The following is a 20,921-nucleotide window of genomic DNA, read 5'->3' as shown; positions in this document are numbered from 1 at the left end:
TATCTGGCGCTCTTGCTTTCCTCGTATGCCGCGTATCTCCACCGACTTAGTTCTTCCCTGCTACAATCCACCGGAAGGTTGGGCAGCCAACCTCATTGCCTGCCTGCAGGAGCTGCAGCAACGCCTACCAGAGGCTGATTTTACGGTGTACGTAGTGAACGACGGCTCCTCTAAGCCACCTACTGAGGCTGACATTGCGTTACTGCGCTCAGCGCTGCCCCAGTTCCACTACCTTTCCTATAACGAAAATCGGGGCAAAGGCTACGCCCTGCGTTATGGGGTACAGCAAGCCCATAACCCCTACTGTCTGTTCACTGATATTGACTTCCCCTACCAAGAAGATAGTGTGGCGGCGGTGTTCCGGAAGCTGGCGGACCAGCACTACGATATTGCAGTGGGCGCGCGCGATGATGCCTATTACGCCGAAGTGCCCGCTATCCGAACGGGTATCTCGCGCACCTTACGCTTTTGCACCCGCTATTTGCTGCGGCTGCCCGTATCCGATACGCAGTGCGGTATCAAGGGCTTTAACGCAAAAGGTAAGGTTCTCTTTCTGCAAACTCAGGTTGATCGGTACCTGTTTGACCTCGAGTTCCTGTTCCGCTCAGCCCGGATTCCGCAGTTACGGGTAGCTGCCGTACCAGTACAGCTCAAGCCGGGCATTATCTTTTCCCGCATGAATCCTCGGGTACTGGCCACTGAAGGGTTCAACCTATTAAAAATTATTGGTAAAAACAGCCGACGCTTGAACTCCCTTCGGTAAGAAGCCATGAGCGTATCAGTTGCCTATACTCCACTGTTACCTATTCTTTCCGGCAACTGCCTTATCCCTACGGTGCTTGCTACCCCAACTTACGCCCACTAGGCCGGCGCTCAGCCGCACCATACCAAGCCTGATGACTGCAGCTACCCTTTATAAGCAGTACAGAGGCCCATTCTCCTGATTCAGACGATGCAAAAACAAAATTTATAAGAATACGTTTGCATACTTTGAAATACAAAGTACTTTTACGGCACTTACGTATTTACTAGAGCAGCCTACACCACTTCAGCCACTGTACTCATGGCAGCAGCGAAACCACAAACTGGCAGGTGCCACAGGCGGCGCAAATGGCTAGGGGCTATGGCCGTGCTTGCCTTGGGCGTTGTGTTTCTGCTAAGCAAATGGAAAGAGGCCTCTGACCATGGTGGCCAGCTCCCCCGGAAGCCGTTCCGGATTGCTGGCAACCTCTACTATGTAGGCACCCGCGACGTAACCTCCTTCCTGCTCACTAGCCCCCAAGTCCACGTGCTGATTGATGGCGGCTACCCCGGCACGGCCCCCATGATTCTAAAGAGCATTGCTACCCTAGGGTTCAACATCAGGGCCGTAAAAATTTTACTCAACTCTCATGCTCACTTCGACCACGCGGGTGGCCTAGCAGCACTTCAGCAAGCTTCCGGGGCGAAGCTGTGGGCTAATGAGCAAGACGCCCACATTCTGGAATCTGGCGGGGCCACTGACCCAACTAGTGGTTCCTTCAGAGTACTGGCCCACCTCGGCCTGGTTTACCCCCCACCACGCGTAGACTATCGGTTTCAGGATGGGGCTCAGATCCGGCTGGGGCCCATCTTGCTCACGGCCCACCCCGAGCCGGGCCACACGCCAGGCTGTACCACCTGGGGCTTTCCGGTGCAGGATAAGGGGCGGGAGCTGCTGGCCGTATTGGCTACTGATATGGTGGTATTGCCCACCGCCTCGCTTGTTGCCCCAGAGGCTTACCCAGGCATCCGGGCCGAATTTGAGCACAGCTTCAACGTTCTGCGTAGCCCACCCACCGATATTACCTGACCTCTCACGCCCGTGCCTTTAGCCTAAATCGCAAGTCTGAAGAACGCGCCACTGCCACCGACCCCGTGGCCCCCTTTATTGACCGGCAAGGGTACCTGGATGATGTAGCGAAAGCGGAGAAGAAGTTCCGCGAAGCGCTCAAGGAACAGCAGCAGCAACAGCAGGAGTAACTACTTCGCCCTCAGAAACCGAGTCAGCGCCAGGTGCGGCTGCGCTGCCAATAGCTACGTACAATTTAACCCCACCCCAGATGAAAGCGGATGTCATAAACAACTTAGATAACCCCAGGCACCTGGAAAAGCTCTACCGGGATAATAGAGCTGCGTTCAAGCGAGAGTTTAATGCGGTGTATCCTAGTATTCAGGAAAACATGCTTGCGCAATTCTGGAATGAGCGCCTCAACTTCGAAAACGAGGGCGTTTCCTGGGGTTCTGCTCAGGACGTAGTATTTGTACTACTAGCGGCCATTGCGGCCGGACTTATTGCCAAAATCCCGGTTATCTTCTCCATTGACCCCGAGTTCTTTTACCCTCGCAACCTTGGCTTTATAGTTTTCCCGTTACTGACCATCTATTTTGCCTGGCAACAAAAGCTCCCTGCCAAAACCATTGTTTTAGCGGCTGTTATCATAGTAGCCTCTGCGGTTTACATTAACCTGTTACCCCGAAACGACAAGAGCGACACGTTTATCCTGGCCTGTATTCATCTGCCCCTGCTGCTGTGGGCCGTGCTGGGCTTCACGTATTTAGGAGATGCTCCCAACAGCACCCCTAAGCGCCTGGACTTCCTCCGCTACAACGGCGACTTAGTGGTCATGACCACTATTATCCTGATAGCCGGCGCCCTGATGAGTGGCATCACCATAGGCCTGTTTAGGCTTATTGGCCTCGGGATAGAGCGGTTTTACGTGGAATACATCGTTGTGTGGGGGCTGGCGGCGGCCCCAATCGTCGGGACCTATCTGGTGCAGACCAACCCGCAGCTGGTGAGCAAAGTATCGCCGGTAATTGCGAGAATATTTACCCCCTTGGTGTTAGTGATGCTGGTTATTTATTTGGCGGCGGTGATTTATGCGGGCAAAGACCCTTACAACAACCGAGAGTTTCTCCTGATTTTCAATTTGCTCCTGATTGGAGTAATGGCGCTTATTGTGTTTTCCGTTGCTGAAGCCTCCAAAAGCTCTCGCAACAACTTCGGGAATCTGTTGCTGCTAGGCCTATCTGTGGTAACTATACTGGTAAACGGCATCGCACTTTCCGCTATCCTGTTCCGCATTTCAGAGTGGGGCATTACGCCTAACAGAATAGCCGTTTTAGGCGGCAACATTTTAATGTTAACTAACCTACTGGCAGTTACCTATCAATTACTCAGAACGGCTCAGGGCCGCAAACAAATCAGCAGCGTTGAGAACAGCCTAGTTTCCTTTCTGCCGGTTTATGGCGTTTGGGCTATGTTGGTACTGTTTGTTTTCCCGGTGGCTTTTGGGTTCAGGTAACGCCAGGCCCTTCACAGGTTGTTCTTGCAACGGCTTCATCAGTAGCGCTCCTGTATAGCTTTTACACTGCCTATCTGTGCTGAACTGTTGCCTTGCCCCCCTTATAGCTTACTAAAGCACGTTTCCCTGAAGCATTTATGCTGAGCTAAAGAAAGACAGATTCATTACTTTGAAATACAAAGTTCTTTTATTTCCTTTGATCTACTTGAATCACCGCACCGCTGGTGGGCACGGCCTCCGGAAGCAGTTGTGAAGGTTTTCCCCTCTCGCACTTTTACACAAGCCAGCCCAAGCCAGTAGTAGTTGCCTCTATCAGCTACCTCAATTTTCAAGAGTTTTTTTCCGCTGTCCATCAAACCCAGCATTAGCATGACACTCACTAAAAGCATTCTGCGCGTTGCGCTTGGCACTGGCCTACTGCTGCTTATTCCGCTTGCGGCCAAACTGTTTGTACCGGGTATGCTCTGGAGCCCCGGCGACTTTGTGGCCGCTGGCATCCTGCTCTTTGGCGCGGGCCTTGCATTCGTCTTGATTGCACGCATGAGTAACAACACGGCTTACCGCCTGGCCGCTGGCCTAGGGGTAGCCGCAGGCCTCCTGCTTCTCTGGGCAAATATGGCCGTAGGCCTGGTTGGAACTGAAGATAACCCCGCCAACCTCCTGTATGTGGGGGTGCTGGCGGTTGCCCTCATTGGGGCCTTCGTGGCGCGCTTCCGGCCTCTGGGTATGTCAAATGCCATGTTTGCGGCTTCGCTTACGTATCTCGTGGTTACGGCTGTAGCTCTGTTTGTCTGGAAGCCTACGGGTACCGCGGCTGAGCCCAACGTTCACTTGGTGAATGTGCTGGTAGCTAATGGCGCTTTTGCTGCTATATGGGCTGTTTCGGGTTGGTTATTCCGCCGTGCCAATGCTACCGGATCTACCCAGCAACTGGCCTAGGGAGGCACACTGCTGATCCGCTTTATTTCTGAATCTCATTTACTAATCATATGACCACCTCCCAAGTTGTGATGGTTGGCATCCTGCTGCTCATTGCCGGGCTCCTATATCTGCTGGTAGCGAGCTGGAGCCGTAACGGTGCCTACAAACTGGCCGTGGGTGTGGCGGTAGCCGCATCCCTCCTGCTCGTGTGGGGCAACCTGGCCGTAGGGTTCATCGGCAGCGAAGACAACCCCGCCAACCTGTTCTACGCCGGGGTGCTGGCCGTGGGCTTCAGCGGGGCCGTTCTGGCGAAACTTCAGCCGCACGGCATGGCCAGGGCCATGTTTGCTATGGCGCTTACGCAGTTCGCCGTTCCGTTTGTGGCCATGGCTATCTGGCGGCCTGAGCTTACCCTGGGAGTATTGTGGGTGATTGTGCTAAACACTGTTTTTGCCGGGTTATGGGTGGCAGCGGGGGTACTGTTTCGGCGGGCCGGTAGCAGCGGTTTGCATTCGGGCCGGCAACTGGCCTAGGTTATCGGGGTGTCTTGTTGCTTAACCGTAACTGCAAGGGCTAGAGCTTGCTCACTGCCGGTACGGCTCATGAACGAAACAATCCGGATGAGCAGGTGGTCTTAGCACGAACGAAGCGCTTTACATAAAGCAGCTCACAAACCACTCGCTCAACTTACCTGCGTATGAACATTGGAATCATTGGGGCGGGCCACATTGGCAGCGCCCTGGCCGTGCGGCTCACCAGCCTAGGCCACTCGGTGTATATTGCCAACTCCCGCGGCCCCGAAACGCTGAAAGAGTTAGCCGCAAAAACGGGCGCTACCCCCGTAACGGCCCAGGAAGCGGCCCAGCGCGGCACCGACATAATCGTGGTAACCATTCCGCTGAAGAATATCCCCGACCTGCCCAAAGACCTGTTTGAGGGCGTACCCGCCACCGTGCCGGTCATCGACACCAGCAACTATTACCCCCTACTGCGCGACGGCCAAATTCCGGAGCTGGAAACCGGCGACCTGACCGAAAGCGAATGGGTGCAGCAGCACCTGGGCCGCCCGGTGCTGAAGGTGTTCAACAACATCTTCGCCGCTAACCTCGAAAACAACGGCCAACCCGCCGGCACGCCCGGCCGCATTGCCCTAACGGTAGCCGGCGACGATGCCGCAGCCAAGCAGAAAGCCATGGCCCTGGTGGAAGAGCTAGGCTTCGATGCCGTGGATGGCGGCAGCCTACACGAGTCGTGGCGCCAGCAACCCGGCTCGCCCCTGTACTGCACCGATCTACCGACTGCCGAAGTGAAGCAGCATTTGGCTAGCCTGGGCACCCAGCGTACACCCGAGCAGTACGCTGAATTTGCGACCAATCAAGCTGCATCAGAAAAACAGCTAGAGGCGCAAGGCGTCAAGCTGTAAGAGCTAGCTCCAAATTGGCTGCCCTGCAAGTCAGCTAATTTTCTAAGCGTCAACAAAAGAGCCCTAGCAGTTGCTAGGGCTCTTTTGTTGACGCTTATTCGGTAAGAGAATCCAGCATCGGCATTTGCGCAGTTCGCCGTTCCGTTCGTGGCCCAGGCCGTCTTGCGGCCTGCGCTGAATATGGGTGTGCTCTGGATTATTGTGCTGAATACCGTTTTCGCGGGACTGTGGGTGGTGGGGTATTTGTTTCGCCACTCTAATTCTACAGGCACAGGTTTGGATTAGCAAGTGTCATAGATGCACTATTTAAATTTCAACACAATGTCACGCCGGCACAAATTTCATTCAATATTGCACCGAGCAAGAAACTTAAAGTGACCAAATTTCCTCCCTATTATTCTAAAGTTTAAAACTTAACTACAAATTCCTGCCCCTGTTTAGCCATGGTTGGGGAACTCCAACTATTAATTAAAACACACAGTTATGGTAAAGACATTTTGTTACTCGCTTGTTTGTATTCTAAGCCTTATTTCACTGTTGAATTGTAACAACCAAAACAGAGTAGAATTAACATCTGCTAAGGGCACATCTACCTGCCCATTAGATGAGTTTGGCTGTGTGTTCATGCCCATTGCTGGCAGTGCTGGCATTTTTGAAGTTGAGCTAGGTAAAGTAGCTGCGCAACGCGCAATCCGCTCTTCTGTAAAAAAGTACGCTGCACTTATGATAGAGGAGCACAGTGCTATTAACGAAGAATACCGGAAGCTAATGCGGCGTAAAGGCATGGTGCCACCTGATACTATGATGAGGGTGCACCTGATGAAGATAGACTCTTTAAAGTGGCTACCTGCGAATCAGATTGACAGCCGCTACGCCAAGATGATGGTCGCTGACCATAAAATGGCTGTCGAGATGTTCAATAAGGCTTACAAAGAAGCCCAAGATCCTGAGTACAAAGCTTGGCTAAAGCCAATGCTAAAAGTAGTTCGTATGCACTACAAGCATGCTCAGACCCTACTAAAATCCATTGTGACCACACTATAGTTTAAATTACACTGAAAATATGTCATAAAAAATCTATATAAAAAACCATAACTCAGACAAAAAGTCAGCAAATTAATACTTGCACCCCGTTTGCTAAGCATCTCGTAGAACTTCCTAACCCGAAGCACCTACCTAGATCTTAGCAACCATGAACTTCAATAACTATACGATCAAGGCACAGGAGGCCGTGCAGAAGGCCACTGAAATTGCCGGGGGCAATCAGCAGCAGGCCATTGAAACGGGCCACCTGCTGAAGGGCCTCTTCCAGAGCGACGAAAATGTGTTGTCGTTTCTGGCCAAGAAGCTGGGCGTGAACCTCAATATCCTCACGCCTCGGCTTGATGCACTTGTAACGGGCTACCCCAAAGTAAGCGGGGGCTCGCCCTACCTCTCTAACGAAGCCGCCGCCGCTCTGCAACGGGCTACCGGCTTTCTGAAGGAGTTCGACGATGAATATGTGTCGGTAGAGCACCTGCTGCTGGGGCTGCTGGGCGGAAAAGACGCCGTGGCTACCCTGATGAAGGACGCCGGCTTCAACGAAAAGGACTTGAAAGCGGCTATTAAAGAGCTGCGCGGGGGCCGCAAGGTGACCTCGCAGACCGCCGAAGACCAGTACCAGAGCCTTAACCGCTACGCCCGCAACCTCAATGAGCAGGTGCGCACTGGCAAGATGGACCCGGTTATCGGCCGCGACGAGGAAATCCGCCGCGTACTCCAGATTCTGAGCCGCCGTACCAAGAACAACCCCGTGCTGCTCGGTGAGCCCGGCGTGGGTAAAACCGCCATTGTGGAGGGCTTGGCCCAGCGCATTGTGGCCGGCGACGTGCCCGAAAACCTCCAGGACAAAATCATCATGTCGCTGGACATGGGCCTGCTCATTGCGGGTGCCAAGTACAAGGGCGAGTTTGAAGAGCGCCTCAAGTCCGTTATCAAAGAAGTAACCGACTCCGAAGGCCAGATCATTCTGTTCATCGACGAGATGCACACCCTGATTGGGGCTGGCGGCGGCGGTGAAGGTGCCATGGACGCGGCTAACTTGCTCAAGCCTGCTTTGGCGCGTGGTGAGCTGCACTCCATCGGGGCTACTACCCTCAAGGAGTACCAGAAGTACATTGAGAAGGACAAAGCCCTGGAGCGCCGTTTCCAGGCCGTGATGGTAGATGAGCCGAGCACGGAAGACGCCATCAGCATTATGCGCGGCATCAAGGAGAAGTATGAGCTGCACCACGGCGTGCGCATCACCGACGACGCCGTAATTGCCGCCGTAGAGCTAAGCTCGCGCTACATCACCGACCGGTTCCTGCCCGACAAGGCCATTGACCTGATGGACGAGGCCGCCGCTAAGCTGCGCATTGAATTGAACTCCATGCCGGTGGAGCTGGACGAGGTGCAGCGCCGCATCATGCAGCTGGAGATTGAGCGCGAAGCCATCCGCCGGGAGGAAAACCACGACCGGGAAACTGTGCTCAGCAAGGAACTCAGCGAGCTGACTGCTAAGCGCGACACGCTGAAAGCACAGTGGGAAAACGAGAAATCGGCCCTTACCAGCATTCAGACGGAGAAAGAGAACATTGAGCGTTACAAGCTGGAAGCCGAGCAGGCCGAGCGCCAGGGCGACTACGGACGGGTGGCGGAGCTGCGCTACGGCAAGATTCAGGAAGCCGAAGCTAAGCTGAAAGAGCTGCAGGCCCAGGCCGAAGCTGATAAAGGCAAGGATGGCGGCTCGATGCTGCAGGAAGTGGTAACCTCTGAGGACATTGCCGAGGTAGTAGCTAAGTGGACCGGTATCCCGGTGAGCAAGATGCTGCAGTCGGACCGCGAGAAGCTGCTGAACCTGGAGCAAGAGTTGGGCAAGCGCGTGGCGGGCCAGAGCGAGGCTATTGCGGCTATTTCGGATGCGGTGCGCCGCTCCCGGGCTGGCCTCCAGGACCCTAAGCGGCCTATCGGCTCGTTCATCTTCCTGGGTACTACCGGCGTGGGTAAAACCGAGCTGGCCAAGGCCCTGGCTGAGTACCTGTTCAATGATGAGAACAGCATGGTGCGCATTGATATGAGCGAGTACCAGGAGCGCCACGCTGTGTCGCGGTTGATTGGGGCACCTCCCGGCTACGTGGGCTACGACGAAGGTGGGCAGCTGACCGAGGCCGTGCGCCGCAAGCCGTACTCGGTGATTCTGCTCGACGAAATCGAGAAGGCCCACCCCGATGTGTTCAACATTCTGCTGCAGGTGCTCGACGACGGCCGCCTCACCGACAACAAAGGTCGGGTGGCAAACTTCAAGAACACCATCATCATCATGACCTCCAACACGGGTGCCGACATCATTCAGAAGAACTTCAAGGAGCTGAATGAATACAACCACGATGAAGTGGTGGACCGCACCCGCGAGGAAGTAGTAGAGCGCCTGAAGCAACACATGCGCCCTGAGTTCCTGAACCGCATCGACGAGATTGTGATGTTCCAGCCCCTCAAGCGCAAGGAAATCCGCAAAATCGTGGACATCCAGTTCAAGCAGATTCAGCAGCGCCTGGAGGAAGCCGGCATTCGGCTGGAAGCCACCGACGAAGTACTCAACTACCTCGGCGAGCAGGGCTTCGACCCGCAGTTTGGCGCTAGGCCACTCAAGCGTGTGCTGCAGCGCCTGGTGCTCAATGAGCTGTCGAAAGACATTCTCTCAGGCCGCGTGAGCAAGGACGCCGTGGTAGAAGCCGTGCTGGAAGATGAGCACATTCGCTTTGTGAACGTGGAGATGCCGACCGTAGGATAGCCCCTAACGTAGCAGAAAAGCCCCGCTGGCACTATGTGTCGGCGGGGCTTTTTATGTTATCAGCTATTCACTTCAGTAAAAGTGGCCTAGCGGGGCGTAACCTGAGTTCGGAGGTGCTCACGTTCCATCTGCTGGCGTAACGCCTCACGCAAATACGCTGCTTCCGCAAAGTGGTTGGCGTTGAGCCGACGCCGGTATTTGGCCGGAATGGGCGTACCCGCGGCGTAGGCCAGGTCTACTGCGCGCAAGTGTGCCTTGTTCAGCATGGTGGCGTGCATGATGAAGCCCACTACTGTACCACCGAGTATGGCGGTGCCTAAAGGCGGCGAAATGGCCTCTTCGGCTACCGTAGTTTGCCCGTAGCTATCCGTAGAAGAAATGGGCAGGGCCAGCGACATGCCCACAATAAAGGGCACTGTGTACAACCAACCAGCAGCACGCCGACGGCGAAACATGGAAAGCAGCGCGCCGGTGGTATCGGCTTCGGTGCCCTTCGGCTGAAAGCGGGGTAGGTACCATCCGTTGTACAAAAGCACGGCGCCTGAGTCGGGGGAGGCAACGGGTGACTGCACGGGCGCTGCAGAAGTCTGGGCGAAAAGGGTGGTGGTACCGCCCCAAAGCACCACCAGAAGAACAAGTGTTTTTAGCATAACACGAGAGTTAATTACTTGGCGGGCGTAGCCTGAACGGGTGTATACTGAATAATGGGCTGTGCGAAAAAGCGACTTTTAAGCCTCCGGCGCGTGCTGCGCGGGAGCGGCTGACCAGCAGCGTATGCGGTGAGGGTTTGCTCCAGGTTCTTATTGCTAAAGCGTACCAGCTTGCTTACCCCGTAGGCCACAAAGGGCACCAACGCCACAGTACCACCACCCGCTCCGGAAGCGGCAGCCCGCCCGGCACTAAGGGCAGAGGCAGTGAGCCAGCCGGCTCCTCCACCTTGCCGGGTGCTGTAGAGGTTAATAATGGCCTGAGCCGTGTCGTTCTGCAGGTACTGCGCCCGCAGGCGCTGCTTGAACGTCTCGGAGGGGAGGTTGGTGGTGGGCGATTGGGCTAGTGCTGCCCCGGCAAACAAACATACCAGGCCACTAATAAGTAACGGTTTTATCATAGTATAGCTACAGTGAGGTGAAGACAAAATGGTGCGCAAGACAGCAACCTACGTGCTACATCCATTTCCCTCACCTTCGAATTTTTCTAAAATATGCTTACTCTCTGATTACAATAGCGCTTGACTATTTGCCAACTGCTAGGCCTATCCGAAACTCCCCGGTCAGTACTCTATCGATGTAGCTGGTATTGCCAAGCGCACTCACTACCTGGTTCAGGTTTAGTCCTAAGTTTGCATCTACGAACCCATATGGCCCTAACCGCCGCTGCAAGCCATACCGGGCGCTTAGGGCCGGGGTGCTGGCATTGTAGTGCTGGTTCTCGTTGAAGGGAGTATAGGAAGTATTGGTCCCGAGCTGAGCGGAGAAGTAGTTGGCGGAGAAATTATTGGCGCTTTTGCCCTCCTGCATGCGCTTGCTGAGATTATAATAATAGCGGCCAGCTACCTGTGTGCCCAACCTAAAATACCGGGCATTGTAGCGCTGCAGCGTCATAGTTGCCGGATCATTAACATACCGGAATACAGGTTGAGACCCGGGGTTTAGCTCAGCCAGCAGGGCGAAAGCAGGCGTGATCTTGCGCTCATAAATCAGGTACACGCCGTAGCTAAACCGTCTGACATCAGAGTCAACATCATTGAGGCCCAACTTCCAGAGCTGCGTTTCCTGCACTTGAGAACGAACAATCTGGTGATACTGCTCCTCCAGGTTAGGGTCTAGCCCATAGCTTCCTGCCCCGGTTGAGCCTGCGCCATTAGAACCAGCAGGTAGCTTTTGAGCTAGGCCAGGATGCCTAGCGCTTACCAGCACCAATAGAAATATACTTAGCCACCTGACATGAAAGTGACTAATAAAGTCCCTGAAGAGAGACTGGCAGCGCAATGGGGGCACAGAAAATATCCGTTCTCGGGAACAAACTCTATTTTGGTACTGCATGGGAAGAATTCGAGTTTATCAACCTCACTATGAAATATAAATTTGCCAAGCAACCTGTTATTTCTAAGCACTCCTGCGGATGTACCGGCTACTGACTACCTCAGCAAAAGTACGCTCATTGATTCAGTAAGAAAATAGCCAACACGTATTATTATTAAAGCAAATAGCCATTCAAGACCAGGAAACATATACCACTCTTCCGTGATAACACCCTATATCTTTATGCATCACACAACAACTTAACTCCTACTAAATGTATGCACTATAGAAAGATTGCAAGTTGCAATAGCAATACCCCTTTTTTTAGGACTACTTTTCCCAGTCAGCTTTATCTATCTCCCATTTTTATGTGGAAAGCACTGAAAAAATCAGGCCTATGACGCCAAAAATGCCAGCAGCGTTGATTTTCTGAAAATTGTCCTTTATGATGGTTAGCACAAACCAAGAACCAACACTGTAATCTTATGGCAGGGCGTAATGTCAGACGTAGTCAACAAGTTTGTTTTCAAGACATCTCCCGCCCCTATTGGCTTGGGCATGGTTCAGGTTCAGGCAGCACAACTCGGCGCTTGCGTTAGGCCAGAGGACCTGGCCGGAAGCCTCGCTTTACCTGAATGATTTCTGCGTAAATCTGGGGCAAGCCTTCAGGTAGCGTAGGTGCTCAATAGCGGTAGTTGCTTTGCAAAAGCGCAGTAATTCCGCAGGTCGTGTAGATTTGCCGCATGTCGGTATTCCAAACGTATCTGCAGCTCGGGTTCTACCATATCTTCAACCTGGGGGCCTATGACCATATGGTATTCCTGCTGGCCCTGTGCGCGCCGTACGTGCTGCGCGACTGGAAACCCGTGGTGGCGTTGGTCACGAGCTTTACCGTAGGCCACTCGCTCACGCTGGCGCTGTCTACTATGGGCGTGGTGAACTACTCACCCAAGCTTATTGAGATTCTGATTCCCATTACTATTCTGCTTACCTGCCTAGCCAATCTGCTGCGGGCGGGCCACCCTACCACCCGCATCAGCCCCAACCGGCGCGAAACCGTTGGGCCCCTACTTCTCACGCTGCCTAACCTGCTGGCCGTAGCCTTTGGGCTTATTCATGGCCTAGGTTTCTCGAGCTACCTGCGGGAGCTACTAGGCCACCAAAGCCGCCCAGTGCTGGAGCTGCTGGCCTTTAATATCGGGGTTGAACTGGGCCAGCTGCTTATTGTCAGCCTTATCCTGCTGCTGGGCCTTATAGTGCTGCGCATCTTCAACGCCGCCCGCCGCGACTGGCTGCTGGTCACCAGTGGTGCCGCGCTTGGTATTGCGCTGGTGCTGCTTCTGGGCCAGATATAGTGACGAGGTTTCCAGGCCACTAGCCCTCCCGTTGTGCGCTGAGGAAGGCATTCTCTCCTACCCATACCACTGGCCTGCCATCTCGCCCCACCTTGCTGTTACCTTCCGGCGTCGGAAGGGTGGCACCCTCCTCTCCTTTCTTTGGTTGATTACTCCATCACCTCTTCGCCCCTCACTACTTCGCAATTTCACTTCTATCCGTGCAACGTACTTCGCCGCGCGGTGTCTTTCGCGGCACGCGAGGATATCAGTCGGCAGATCAGTATCTTCGCTTCTTTTTCGGCGTCTTTCACTCCCCTTTTCATATTATGTTGAAACCTACTCTGCTGGCCGCTGGGCTGGTGGCGCTGCTAGCCGCTCCGGCGCTGGCGCAGAACACCAATTCCGGCACCGATAAGTTTGCCCAGCTCGGCCAGGAGCTGCCCACGCCCAACACGTACCGCACCGCCTCAGGGGCGCCGGGCCGCGACTATTGGCAGCAGCGCGCCGACTACAACATCCGGGTAACGCTCAATGATGCCAACCAGAGCATCAGCGGCACCGAGGATATCACTTACACTAACCTCTCGCCCGATAAGCTCAGCTATCTGTGGCTGCAGCTTGATGCAAACATCTACGCGCCTAACTCCATGACGGAGGCCACCCAAACGGCTGAGCTGCGGGAGAAAATGTCGTTTCAGACGCTGGAATACCTGCAGCGTACGGGCTTCGACGGCTCGTTCAAGATTGACGACATCCGGATGAAGGGTGCCGGCAAGCAGCTGCCTTACACCGTTAACTACACCATGATGCGCGTGGACCTGCCCCAGGCACTGGCTCCCAAGCAGTCGGTGACGTTCACGGTGAAGTGGCACTACACCGTAAACGATCAGAAGAAAACGGGTGGCCGCTCGGGCTATGAGTACTTCGAGCAGGACAAGAACTACCTCTACGAAATTGCGCAGTTCTACCCCCGCATGGCCGTTTACGACGACGTGAACGGCTGGCAGCACAAGCAGTTCCTGGGCACGGGTGAGTTTACGCTACCTTTCGGCGACTACCGCGTAGCTATTACTGCCCCCGCCGACCACGTGGTGGGCGCCACCGGCACCCTGCAGAACCCCGATCAGGTGCTCAGCGCCACCCAGCGCAAGCGTTTCGATCAGGCCAAGGCCTCTTCCAAGCCGGTGGTTATCGTGACGCAGGACGAAGCTACCAAGGCTGAGCAAGGCCGCGCCAAGGATACCAAGACCTGGGTGTACTCGGCCAAGAACGTGCGTGACTTCGCCTGGGCTTCTTCGCGTAAATTTATTTGGGATGCCATGGGTCTGAAGGTAGAAGGCAAGCCCGTGGTGGCCATGTCATACTACCCCAAGGAGGCTAACCCGCTCTGGGGGCAGTACTCTACGCAGGCGGTGGCTCACACCCTCAAAACGTACTCAAAGTTCACCATCCCGTACGAGTACCCGGTGGCTATTTCCGTGCACGGCCCCATTGGCGGCATGGAGTACCCCATGCTTTGCTTCAACGGCTACCGTCCTGAGGCAGATGGCACCTACTCTTCGGCCACGAAGTACGGTTTGATTTCAGTGGTTATCCATGAGGTAGGCCACAACTTCTTCCCGATGATTGTGAACTCCGATGAGCGCCAGTGGACGTGGATGGACGAAGGCCTGAACACCTTTATGCAGTACCTCACGGAGCAGGAGTGGGAAAGAGGCTACCCTTCGCGCCGCGGCGAGCCGGCTCAGATTGTGCCGTACATGGCCATGAACCCGAACCTGCAGAACCCCATCATGACCAACTCAGAGTCGGTGCTGCAGCTGGGTAACAACGCCTACGGCAAGCCTGCCACGGCCCTGAACATCCTGCGCGAAACCGTAATGGGCCGCCAGCTCTTCGACTACGCTTTTAAAACCTACGCCCAGCGCTGGGCCTACAAGCACCCCAAGCCCGCCGACTTCTTCCGCACCATGGAAGACGCTTCCGGCGTTGACCTTGACTGGTTCTGGCGCGGCTGGTTTTACAGCACCGAGCATACTGACCTCAGCATTGAGAACGTGCAGTGGTATAAAGTTGACTCTAAGAACCCCGACATTGAGAATGCGGCCCGTCGTGAGGAGATGAATGCCGCTCCCAAGAGCCTCTCCCAGCAGCGCAACCTGCAGGACATCAACAAGACGCTGGTAGACGAAAAGCCTGAGCTGAAGGACTTCTACAACGCTTACGACCCGCTGGCGGTGTCAGAAAGCGATAAGGCGCGCTACCAGCAGTACGTATCCAAGCTCAAGCCTGAGCAGCAGGAAATTCTGAAGAAGGGCCTGAACTTCTACCAGGTTGAGCTGAAGAACCTGGGTGGCCTGGTGATGCCGGTTATCATTCAGATGACCTACACCGATGGCACCAATGAAGTAGTGAACATTCCGGCCGAAATCTGGCGCCGCAACAACGCTGAGGTAACCAAGGTGTTCATCACCGAAAAGCCCGTAGCATCGTTCACCCTCGACCCCTTCCTGCAAACCGCTGACACAGACCTCTCGAACAACGGATTCCCGCGCAAGCTGGCGCCTTCCCGCTTCGAGCTGTTTCAGCAGCAACAGCAGCCGGCTCCCCAAAACCCCATGCAGCGCAACGTATCGTCGCAGCAGCCCAAGCAGGGCGGTGGCGCTACGGGTGCTGGTGGCGGCAACTAAGCTTTCTTTTTATTAGTTTTTACAGCCGGGCCAGTTGGTCCGGCTGTTTTTATTTTAGCACGTCCAATAGCACGCTTGTAATTCCAGATGAATCGTAGCTTTCCTTCTCCTTTCATCATCACCTAAACCTACCACCTCATGGGAATTCTCGATGCCCTCCTCGGTAACGCTTCTGAAACTAACGCCCAGGAAATTCAAGTGGAGCTAAGCCAGCTGCTGGCGCCCGGCGAAGAAGTGCGCAACGCCTACGCCGTTATCCGCGACCTGCTGGTGTTTACTACCAAGCGCCTGATTCTGGTAGATAAGCAGGGCGTAACAGGCAAGAAACGTGAATACCTGAGCCTGCCGTACCGGAGCATTGAGCGGTTCTCGATGGAAACCACCGGCCATTTTGATCTGGATGCGGAACTGAAAATCTGGGTGCGGGGCCAAACGGAGCCCATCAGCAAAACCTTCCGCAACGACAAGAATATTTATGACGTGTACCGCGCTTTAAGCCAGTTTGCGGTCTAGGGTGAGTGGCCTTCATGCAACTTCAGCGTACCTCGGCGGCTCTTACAGCTACACCGCTACCCGCCCAAACTATGCGTATTCTTTATTCAACCCTGCTAGGACTTTCTACTCTCAGCATGCTGAGTGGCTGCAAGAAGGAAGATGCCGGTGAACTTCCGGTAGCCGTAGCGCATGGCCTGGTACTTGGCCAGAGCTGCAACGGCACCCTGATTCAGCTGCTCGATGGGCCAGCTGTTGGCAGGCCTGTTACTTATAATAACAGGGCTTACTCCAACGTATTTGGCACCTACTCTACGCTAGACAATACTCCCTTTCAGGCTGGCCAAACCATAACCTTCAGCCTCCAAAAAGTCATTCCAGAGGAGGCAGCGCCCCGTATGTGCTTGGCCATTTATACCACCTATGATGTGCCTCAATTAGCTATTGCCCCCCCAATGTAATAGTGGCCTAGGCCACTCTGCGGAAACAAAAAGCCCCGTTGCATATCTGCAATGGGGCTTTTTATATAAATACTATGCTTCATCTAGCATCCGCTTATGAAAGCAGGCTGAGCCATTGCTCTTAGGTTAGACTGCTTTGGTTTACTGCCCGCCGGCAGTAGTAGTGCCAGACTTCAGGTACTTGTCGTACCAAGCCAGGTACCGGTCGTAGCGGTCTTTCACGTAACTGGGCTTATTGATACCGTGGAACTGGCCAGGGTAGATAACAAGCTGGGTGGGCACTTTCAGGCTCTGCAGGGCCTGGTACATCTGCTCAGTGTTCAGCAGGGGCACGTTGAAGTCCTTTTCACCGCACAAAAACAGCGTGGGCGTGCTGATTTGGCCGGCATGGAAGAAGGGGTACGAAATGCGCATCCACACATCGGTGTGTTCCCAGGGCGTGCCCAGCTCCGTTTCGTAGTCGCGGATGTACTGGTCGGTGCCGTAGCCGGCCAGCACGTTGGCAATACCAGCGCCGCTGGTGGCCGCCTTGAAGCGCTTGTCGCGGGCAATAAGATGGTCCGTGAGGATGCCACCGTAGCTCCAGCCCCCCACACCCAGGCGGGCAGGGTCAGCAATACCTTGCTGTACGGCGTAGTCTACCACTGATAGGGCATCTTCCGAGTCTTTGTTGCCCCAGTCGGCGTAAATAGCGCGGCTGAATTCCAGGCCCCGGCCGGAGCTGCCGCGGGGGTTACTGGCCACCACCGCGTAGCCGTGCGCCGCCAGCACCTGCCACTCCGGCGAGAAGCTGTACGCAAACTGCGACACCGGTCCGCCGTGAATGCGAAGCACCGTGGGGTACTTCTGGCCCGCCTGGTAGCCCACGGGCTTCACCAGGAAACCACTCACGAGGGTGCCATCCTTGCTCTTGCCCTGAATAGGCTCTACAGCTCCCAGCTGCACAGTTTTCAGCCAGGCATCATTCTGCTTGGAAAGCGGCCGCAGATCTTTCTTCTCGAAGGCAAACACCTCATCGGGCAGCAGCGGCTCACTGTTTACTACTACCACCTGCCCTTTGGGGCCCAGTTCAAACTCCGTGATTTCGCGCTTCCCATCCAGCACCCGCTCTACTTTGCCCCCCGAAGCAGGCACGCGAGCCAGCACCTGAGCACGGTCGTCTTCGAGCAGGAAGTACAGGCTCTTGCCATCCTTCGACCACTGCGGCTTCAGGGTGTTGCGGTCTAGGCCACTGGTGAGCAGCTTAGGCGTGCCGCCAGTAGCCGGAATTACGGCCAACTGGTGCAGGCCATACACGAGTTGGTCTTTGGGGCCCCCTTCCACAAAGGCAATCTGCTTGCCATCGGGGCTCCACACGGGGCGGCCGCTCCAGTTGCTGGGGGCGCTGTCGGCCACGTCGGTGGTGGTGAGCTGGCGCGGCTGGGCGCCGGGGGTAGCCTCCATGGCGTAGAGGTCAAAGTTATCGTGGCGGTCGGGGTCGTCGCCGCGCTTGCTCACAAACACCAGCTGCTTGCCGTCGGGGCTCCAAGAGGGCGAGTATTCGTCATAAATGCCTGAGGTAAGCTTTGACAGCTTACGCGCTGCTACATCAAACACGTACAGGTGCTGGCGCTGCTTGTTGAGGTAGCCATCTACGTCTTGCTTAAACTGAAACCGGTCTACTACAATCACCGGTGGCGTTTTCTTCTTGGCCTTTTGCACGGCCGTGAGAGAATCGGGGTCGGCGTCGCGGATGATGAGGGCCAGGCGCTTACCATCGGGCGCCCACACGTAGTCAGATACGCTACCTTTCAGCTTGGTTACTTTCTCGGCCTCGCCGCCATTGCGGTTCAGCAGCCAGAGCTGGGCGTGGCCCTCCTCCCCTTCTCCGCGGCTTGACAGGAAGCTCAGGTACAGGCCATCGGGTGAGAAGCGCGGGGCCGTTTCATTATCGGGGCTAGTGGTTACGCGCAAGTTGCGGGAGCCGTCGTAGCGGGCCATCCATACGTCGGCGTTGCCTTTGTCGGCGGCGGTATCGGCTTGGCTCACCACGTAGGTTACCCATTGGCCATCGGGCGAGAAATGGGCATCGCGCACGTCACGGAGCTGCTGTAAGTCGCGGGCCGTGAGGGGGTGTGGGTTGGTAGTTTGTGCGGCCGCGCCGAGGGGTAGCAGCAGCCCCAGTAAGGGTAGGAGGTTTTTCATCAACGGAAAGAAATGAGAGCAAAAGACTGGCCTAGCACCCGCTGGTTGCGCTTTAGAATGCTTGACTTTCTAAAGATACTACCAGATAAGAGAGATTGACACAAAGAAATTTACACAGCCAAACTCCCAACAGCCATATAGTTGCGCTTGCTGACCCATATTTGCGCTGCTTCCCTGGCAGGCCTGGCCAGACCACTTCCGGCCGGCTCACGCTTTTGTTGCTACATGCCCTTTGGTTTATGCCGTTTGTACCTGCGCCCCCCACTTGGAGTGAAATTGCTGTATCTCAGGTGCGGGGCCAGTCGGTGCTGACGACGTGCCGCAACGTGCAGCCGCTGAAGGTTCTGAACCCACGCGCCCCGGCCGGGAGCTGCCACGTGGTGCTTTCCAGCTACGGCGGCGGCATGGTAGCCGGCGACGTTATTCAGCTCCAGCTCACGGCCCACGCCGGCACCCGCCTGTTTTTAGGCACTCAGGCCAACACAAAAATTTTCCGCTCGGTAGGCGGCCAGGTAGCTGAGCAAACCATCAACGGCTTCTTAGAGAGCAATGCGCTGGTGGCCGTTCTGCCCGACCCCGTAGTGCTGCAGGCCCACAGCCGGTACCGCCAGCGCCAGCATTGGCACCTAGCCCCCGATGCGGTGCTGCTGCTCGCCGACTGGTTTCACTCGGGCCGCATAGACAACGGAGAGCAGTTTGCTTTCACGTCGTTTGAGTCGGAGCTGCGCGTTACGGTTGGGGGCCGCCTCACCGTACTTGACCGGTTTAACTTTCAGCCCGCAGAGCACATTGCCACCTCTCCCGCCAACTTCGACCGCTACCAAACCGCCCTTTCCGTGTACCTGGTAGGCCACCCCACCGACGACCGTTTTCGGCAACTGGCCAGCACGCTGGCGGAGCTACAGACCATCAGCCGGGAAGCTTTGCCCGAAGATTTGTCGGAGCAGGAGTTTGTGGTGGCAGTGGCGCCAGCAAAGCCTGGTGTGTTAGTACTGCGGGCGCTGGGTACCAGCCGCCAGGCCCTGCAACCCGTTTATGAGCGGCTAGGCCAGGCCCTGGCAGAAACCGAGCTTCTCGCCCATCATCCGGGCCAGCGCAAGTATTAAGTGTATATGCCCACCCAGCGGGGCAACTGCCATGCTAATGCACACATCGAATTGTTTTACAGCTTTTTCAAAGCCGAGCTTGAAATCAGCTACCACATTGCTCATTACTGTGCCGAGCGACAGCATACTGCGCTTAGTTACCTTACCCCCAACCACGTTAAAACATATTCTCAAACAACGTCCCAACTCTGTCTGGCTTAGTTATACCGCCACAACACGTAATGTTGCATACCCCACGTAGACCAGTTGCCATCTCAAGGCCTAATACCCTCCCGAGTTCACACGGTTGTCATTGGTTGAGTTAAGCAGGTCACCACGACCTGCTTTCTTCATCTCACGGGCCACCTTTGGGGTTATAGAGCCCGCGCGAAGAGGCAGCACTTTGCCTACGTGCACGCTATCAGCAGCGGACTGCAGCAGCGCCTCCAAGGCATCAAGCGATACGCCTCTGCGACCAGATGCCATGATGAAGTCGGCTACTTCAACAAATTGCCGATCCCGTAGCAACTGCGATACGTTGGATAAATCAAGACGCGCCGCGAGCCGGTCGTCAGACGTCAGGTCGGTCCGCTTTCGGTTCGCGAATACGAGCGGTACGGTGTCAGAGGGAACAACATTCCAACGGGGCCCACCCCAATAAACAGCGGCGTACATGAGCAAGGCTTTGCGCCTTGGCGTCTTTCCGGCCAAACAGGCCGCGTAAAACATCCGGTGCACACTTCTCCAGGGGGCCCGGTGAAATGAAGTGCCGCCGCTGTTACCAGCCCCGCAGTAAGCATCATGGACCAGCGCCGCGCCGCGCCATCGGTCGTCGTACCGGTCCCCAATCAGCGACAAGAATGCGGAAGGGATGGAAGCTCCGTCGGTTATAGTGCGATTTGGAGCAGTCCATTTGCGGTCGTTGCAATCAGTAAACACAAAGTCGGCCGTAGATATCTCATGCGGGTCATTTGGCCTGGTTGGAACCGGCATAGGGGAAAACGCTGGAGAAGCGGATGGGAAACAAGGCGGTTTAACACAGGCACTGAGGCTGACGGCACCAGCGAGGAAAGCTATCCGAATCCAAGAAGCCATGGGCAGGGAAATAAGATGAAGTAGGGTTCTGAAACATATAGCCACGCGACCCTTAACGCATCAGTATCAGCACTG

The 20,921-nt window shown here is 55.4% G+C and carries 18 protein-coding genes; 13 read left to right on the top strand and 5 right to left on the bottom strand.

All coding sequences use genetic code 11. From position 1 onward, the window contains the following. The first annotated feature begins 25 nt into the window (after positions 1-25). From HMJ29_RS10440 to clpB, 8 genes are all read left to right on the top strand, one after another. Positions 26-763, top strand: coding sequence for a glycosyltransferase (locus tag HMJ29_RS10440; RefSeq protein ID WP_171591425.1), 738 nt, complete (start codon positions 26-28; stop codon positions 761-763). Between the two features lie 360 nt (positions 764-1,123). Further along, a complete protein-coding gene (gene bla / locus HMJ29_RS10435; RefSeq protein WP_171591424.1) occupies positions 1,124-1,831 on the top strand; it encodes a metallo-beta-lactamase in 708 nt (235 codons plus the stop codon). A 370-nt stretch (positions 1,832-2,201) separates the two neighbouring features. Then, positions 2,202-3,326, top strand: coding sequence for a hypothetical protein (locus tag HMJ29_RS10430; RefSeq protein WP_317240696.1), 1,125 nt, complete (start codon positions 2,202-2,204; stop codon positions 3,324-3,326). A 369-nt stretch (positions 3,327-3,695) separates the two neighbouring features. Beyond that, positions 3,696-4,265 carry a hypothetical protein gene (locus HMJ29_RS10425; RefSeq protein WP_171591422.1) on the top strand — a complete coding sequence of 190 codons (570 nt, stop codon included), beginning with the start codon at positions 3,696-3,698 and terminating at the stop codon, positions 4,263-4,265. Between the two features lie 50 nt (positions 4,266-4,315). Next, positions 4,316-4,780 carry a hypothetical protein gene (locus HMJ29_RS20335; RefSeq protein WP_216634042.1) on the top strand — a complete coding sequence of 155 codons (465 nt, stop codon included), beginning with the start codon at positions 4,316-4,318 and terminating at the stop codon, positions 4,778-4,780. A 164-nt stretch (positions 4,781-4,944) separates the two neighbouring features. Further along, positions 4,945-5,670 (top strand): NADPH-dependent F420 reductase, encoded by a 726-nt coding sequence (locus HMJ29_RS10415; protein ID WP_171591421.1) that lies wholly within the window; start codon positions 4,945-4,947, stop codon positions 5,668-5,670. A 483-nt stretch (positions 5,671-6,153) separates the two neighbouring features. Beyond that, positions 6,154-6,714 carry a DUF4142 domain-containing protein gene (locus HMJ29_RS10410; protein ID WP_171591420.1) on the top strand — a complete coding sequence of 187 codons (561 nt, stop codon included), beginning with the start codon at positions 6,154-6,156 and terminating at the stop codon, positions 6,712-6,714. Positions 6,715-6,862: 148 nt separating this feature from the next. Next, on the top strand, positions 6,863-9,481 hold the full coding sequence (gene clpB / locus HMJ29_RS10405; protein WP_171591419.1) for an ATP-dependent chaperone ClpB: 2,619 nt from the start codon (positions 6,863-6,865) through the stop codon (positions 9,479-9,481). An 86-nt stretch (positions 9,482-9,567) separates the two neighbouring features. Here clpB and HMJ29_RS10400 read toward each other — a convergent pair whose 3' ends face one another. From HMJ29_RS10400 to HMJ29_RS10390, 3 genes are all read right to left on the bottom strand, one after another. Continuing rightward, positions 9,568-10,131, bottom strand: a complete 564-nt coding sequence (locus HMJ29_RS10400; RefSeq protein ID WP_171591418.1) for a hypothetical protein — start codon at positions 10,129-10,131, stop codon at positions 9,568-9,570. A gap of 14 nt (positions 10,132-10,145) precedes the next feature. Further along, positions 10,146-10,589, bottom strand: coding sequence for a hypothetical protein (locus HMJ29_RS10395; RefSeq protein ID WP_171591417.1), 444 nt, complete (start codon positions 10,587-10,589; stop codon positions 10,146-10,148). Positions 10,590-10,713: 124 nt separating this feature from the next. Then, positions 10,714-11,397 carry a hypothetical protein gene (locus tag HMJ29_RS10390; protein ID WP_171591416.1) on the bottom strand — a complete coding sequence of 228 codons (684 nt, stop codon included), beginning with the start codon at positions 11,395-11,397 and terminating at the stop codon, positions 10,714-10,716. 848 nt (positions 11,398-12,245) lie between these two features. Between HMJ29_RS10390 and HMJ29_RS10385 the strand changes: the two genes are divergently transcribed. The 4 genes from HMJ29_RS10385 (at position 12,246) to HMJ29_RS10370 (ending at position 16,482) form a co-directional block, all read left to right on the top strand. After that, positions 12,246-12,857 carry a HupE/UreJ family protein gene (locus tag HMJ29_RS10385; protein WP_171591415.1) on the top strand — a complete coding sequence of 204 codons (612 nt, stop codon included), beginning with the start codon at positions 12,246-12,248 and terminating at the stop codon, positions 12,855-12,857. A 308-nt stretch (positions 12,858-13,165) separates the two neighbouring features. Next, positions 13,166-15,529 carry a M1 family metallopeptidase gene (locus tag HMJ29_RS10380; protein ID WP_171591414.1) on the top strand — a complete coding sequence of 788 codons (2,364 nt, stop codon included), beginning with the start codon at positions 13,166-13,168 and terminating at the stop codon, positions 15,527-15,529. A 138-nt stretch (positions 15,530-15,667) separates the two neighbouring features. Beyond that, positions 15,668-16,042, top strand: a complete 375-nt coding sequence (locus tag HMJ29_RS10375) for a PH domain-containing protein (RefSeq protein WP_171591413.1) — start codon at positions 15,668-15,670, stop codon at positions 16,040-16,042. A 71-nt stretch (positions 16,043-16,113) separates the two neighbouring features. Continuing rightward, positions 16,114-16,482, top strand: coding sequence for a hypothetical protein (locus tag HMJ29_RS10370; RefSeq protein ID WP_171591412.1), 369 nt, complete (start codon positions 16,114-16,116; stop codon positions 16,480-16,482). 141 nt (positions 16,483-16,623) lie between these two features. Here HMJ29_RS10370 and HMJ29_RS10365 read toward each other — a convergent pair whose 3' ends face one another. Then, positions 16,624-18,666 (bottom strand): alpha/beta hydrolase family protein, encoded by a 2,043-nt coding sequence (locus HMJ29_RS10365; protein ID WP_171591411.1) that lies wholly within the window; start codon positions 18,664-18,666, stop codon positions 16,624-16,626. 239 nt (positions 18,667-18,905) lie between these two features. Here HMJ29_RS10365 and HMJ29_RS10360 point away from each other — a divergent pair, with 239 nt between their 5' ends. Further along, positions 18,906-19,772, top strand: coding sequence for an urease accessory protein UreD (locus HMJ29_RS10360; RefSeq protein WP_171591410.1), 867 nt, complete (start codon positions 18,906-18,908; stop codon positions 19,770-19,772). 261 nt (positions 19,773-20,033) lie between these two features. Here the strand turns inward: HMJ29_RS10360 and HMJ29_RS10355 are convergent, their stop codons facing one another. Continuing rightward, complete coding sequence (locus HMJ29_RS10355; protein WP_171591409.1) at positions 20,034-20,744, bottom strand: DUF1353 domain-containing protein; 711 nt, start codon at positions 20,742-20,744, stop codon at positions 20,034-20,036. Positions 20,745-20,921: the final 177 nt, after the last annotated feature.

The sequence above is a fragment of the Hymenobacter taeanensis genome, assembly GCF_013137895.1.
Classification (GTDB): domain Bacteria; phylum Bacteroidota; class Bacteroidia; order Cytophagales; family Hymenobacteraceae; genus Hymenobacter; species Hymenobacter taeanensis.
The sequence above is the reverse complement of the archived record's forward strand: the minus strand, read 5'-3'. Positions and strand labels throughout refer to the sequence as shown.

Excerpts from the sequence above, each read along its gene's own strand:
- HMJ29_RS10440 (WP_171591425.1), top strand. The coding sequence starts at position 26 with ATGCCGCGTATCTCCACCGACTTAGTTCTTCCCTGCTACAATCCACCG.
- bla (WP_171591424.1), top strand. The coding sequence starts at position 1,124 with ATGGCCGTGCTTGCCTTGGGCGTTGTGTTTCTGCTAAGCAAATGGAAA.
- HMJ29_RS10430 (WP_317240696.1), top strand. The coding sequence starts at position 2,202 with ATGCTTGCGCAATTCTGGAATGAGCGCCTCAACTTCGAAAACGAGGGC.
- HMJ29_RS10425 (WP_171591422.1), top strand. The coding sequence starts at position 3,696 with ATGACACTCACTAAAAGCATTCTGCGCGTTGCGCTTGGCACTGGCCTA.
- HMJ29_RS20335 (WP_216634042.1), top strand. The coding sequence starts at position 4,316 with ATGACCACCTCCCAAGTTGTGATGGTTGGCATCCTGCTGCTCATTGCC.
- HMJ29_RS10415 (WP_171591421.1), top strand. The coding sequence starts at position 4,945 with ATGAACATTGGAATCATTGGGGCGGGCCACATTGGCAGCGCCCTGGCC.
- HMJ29_RS10410 (WP_171591420.1), top strand. The coding sequence starts at position 6,154 with ATGGTAAAGACATTTTGTTACTCGCTTGTTTGTATTCTAAGCCTTATT.
- clpB (WP_171591419.1), top strand. The coding sequence starts at position 6,863 with ATGAACTTCAATAACTATACGATCAAGGCACAGGAGGCCGTGCAGAAG.
- HMJ29_RS10400 (WP_171591418.1), bottom strand. The coding sequence starts at position 10,131 with ATGCTAAAAACACTTGTTCTTCTGGTGGTGCTTTGGGGCGGTACCACC.
- HMJ29_RS10395 (WP_171591417.1), bottom strand. The coding sequence starts at position 10,589 with ATGATAAAACCGTTACTTATTAGTGGCCTGGTATGTTTGTTTGCCGGG.
- HMJ29_RS10385 (WP_171591415.1), top strand. The coding sequence starts at position 12,246 with ATGTCGGTATTCCAAACGTATCTGCAGCTCGGGTTCTACCATATCTTC.
- HMJ29_RS10380 (WP_171591414.1), top strand. The coding sequence starts at position 13,166 with ATGTTGAAACCTACTCTGCTGGCCGCTGGGCTGGTGGCGCTGCTAGCC.
- HMJ29_RS10375 (WP_171591413.1), top strand. The coding sequence starts at position 15,668 with ATGGGAATTCTCGATGCCCTCCTCGGTAACGCTTCTGAAACTAACGCC.
- HMJ29_RS10370 (WP_171591412.1), top strand. The coding sequence starts at position 16,114 with ATGCGTATTCTTTATTCAACCCTGCTAGGACTTTCTACTCTCAGCATG.
- HMJ29_RS10365 (WP_171591411.1), bottom strand. The coding sequence starts at position 18,666 with ATGAAAAACCTCCTACCCTTACTGGGGCTGCTGCTACCCCTCGGCGCG.
- HMJ29_RS10360 (WP_171591410.1), top strand. The coding sequence starts at position 18,906 with ATGCCGTTTGTACCTGCGCCCCCCACTTGGAGTGAAATTGCTGTATCT.
- HMJ29_RS10355 (WP_171591409.1), bottom strand. The coding sequence starts at position 20,744 with ATGCCGGTTCCAACCAGGCCAAATGACCCGCATGAGATATCTACGGCC.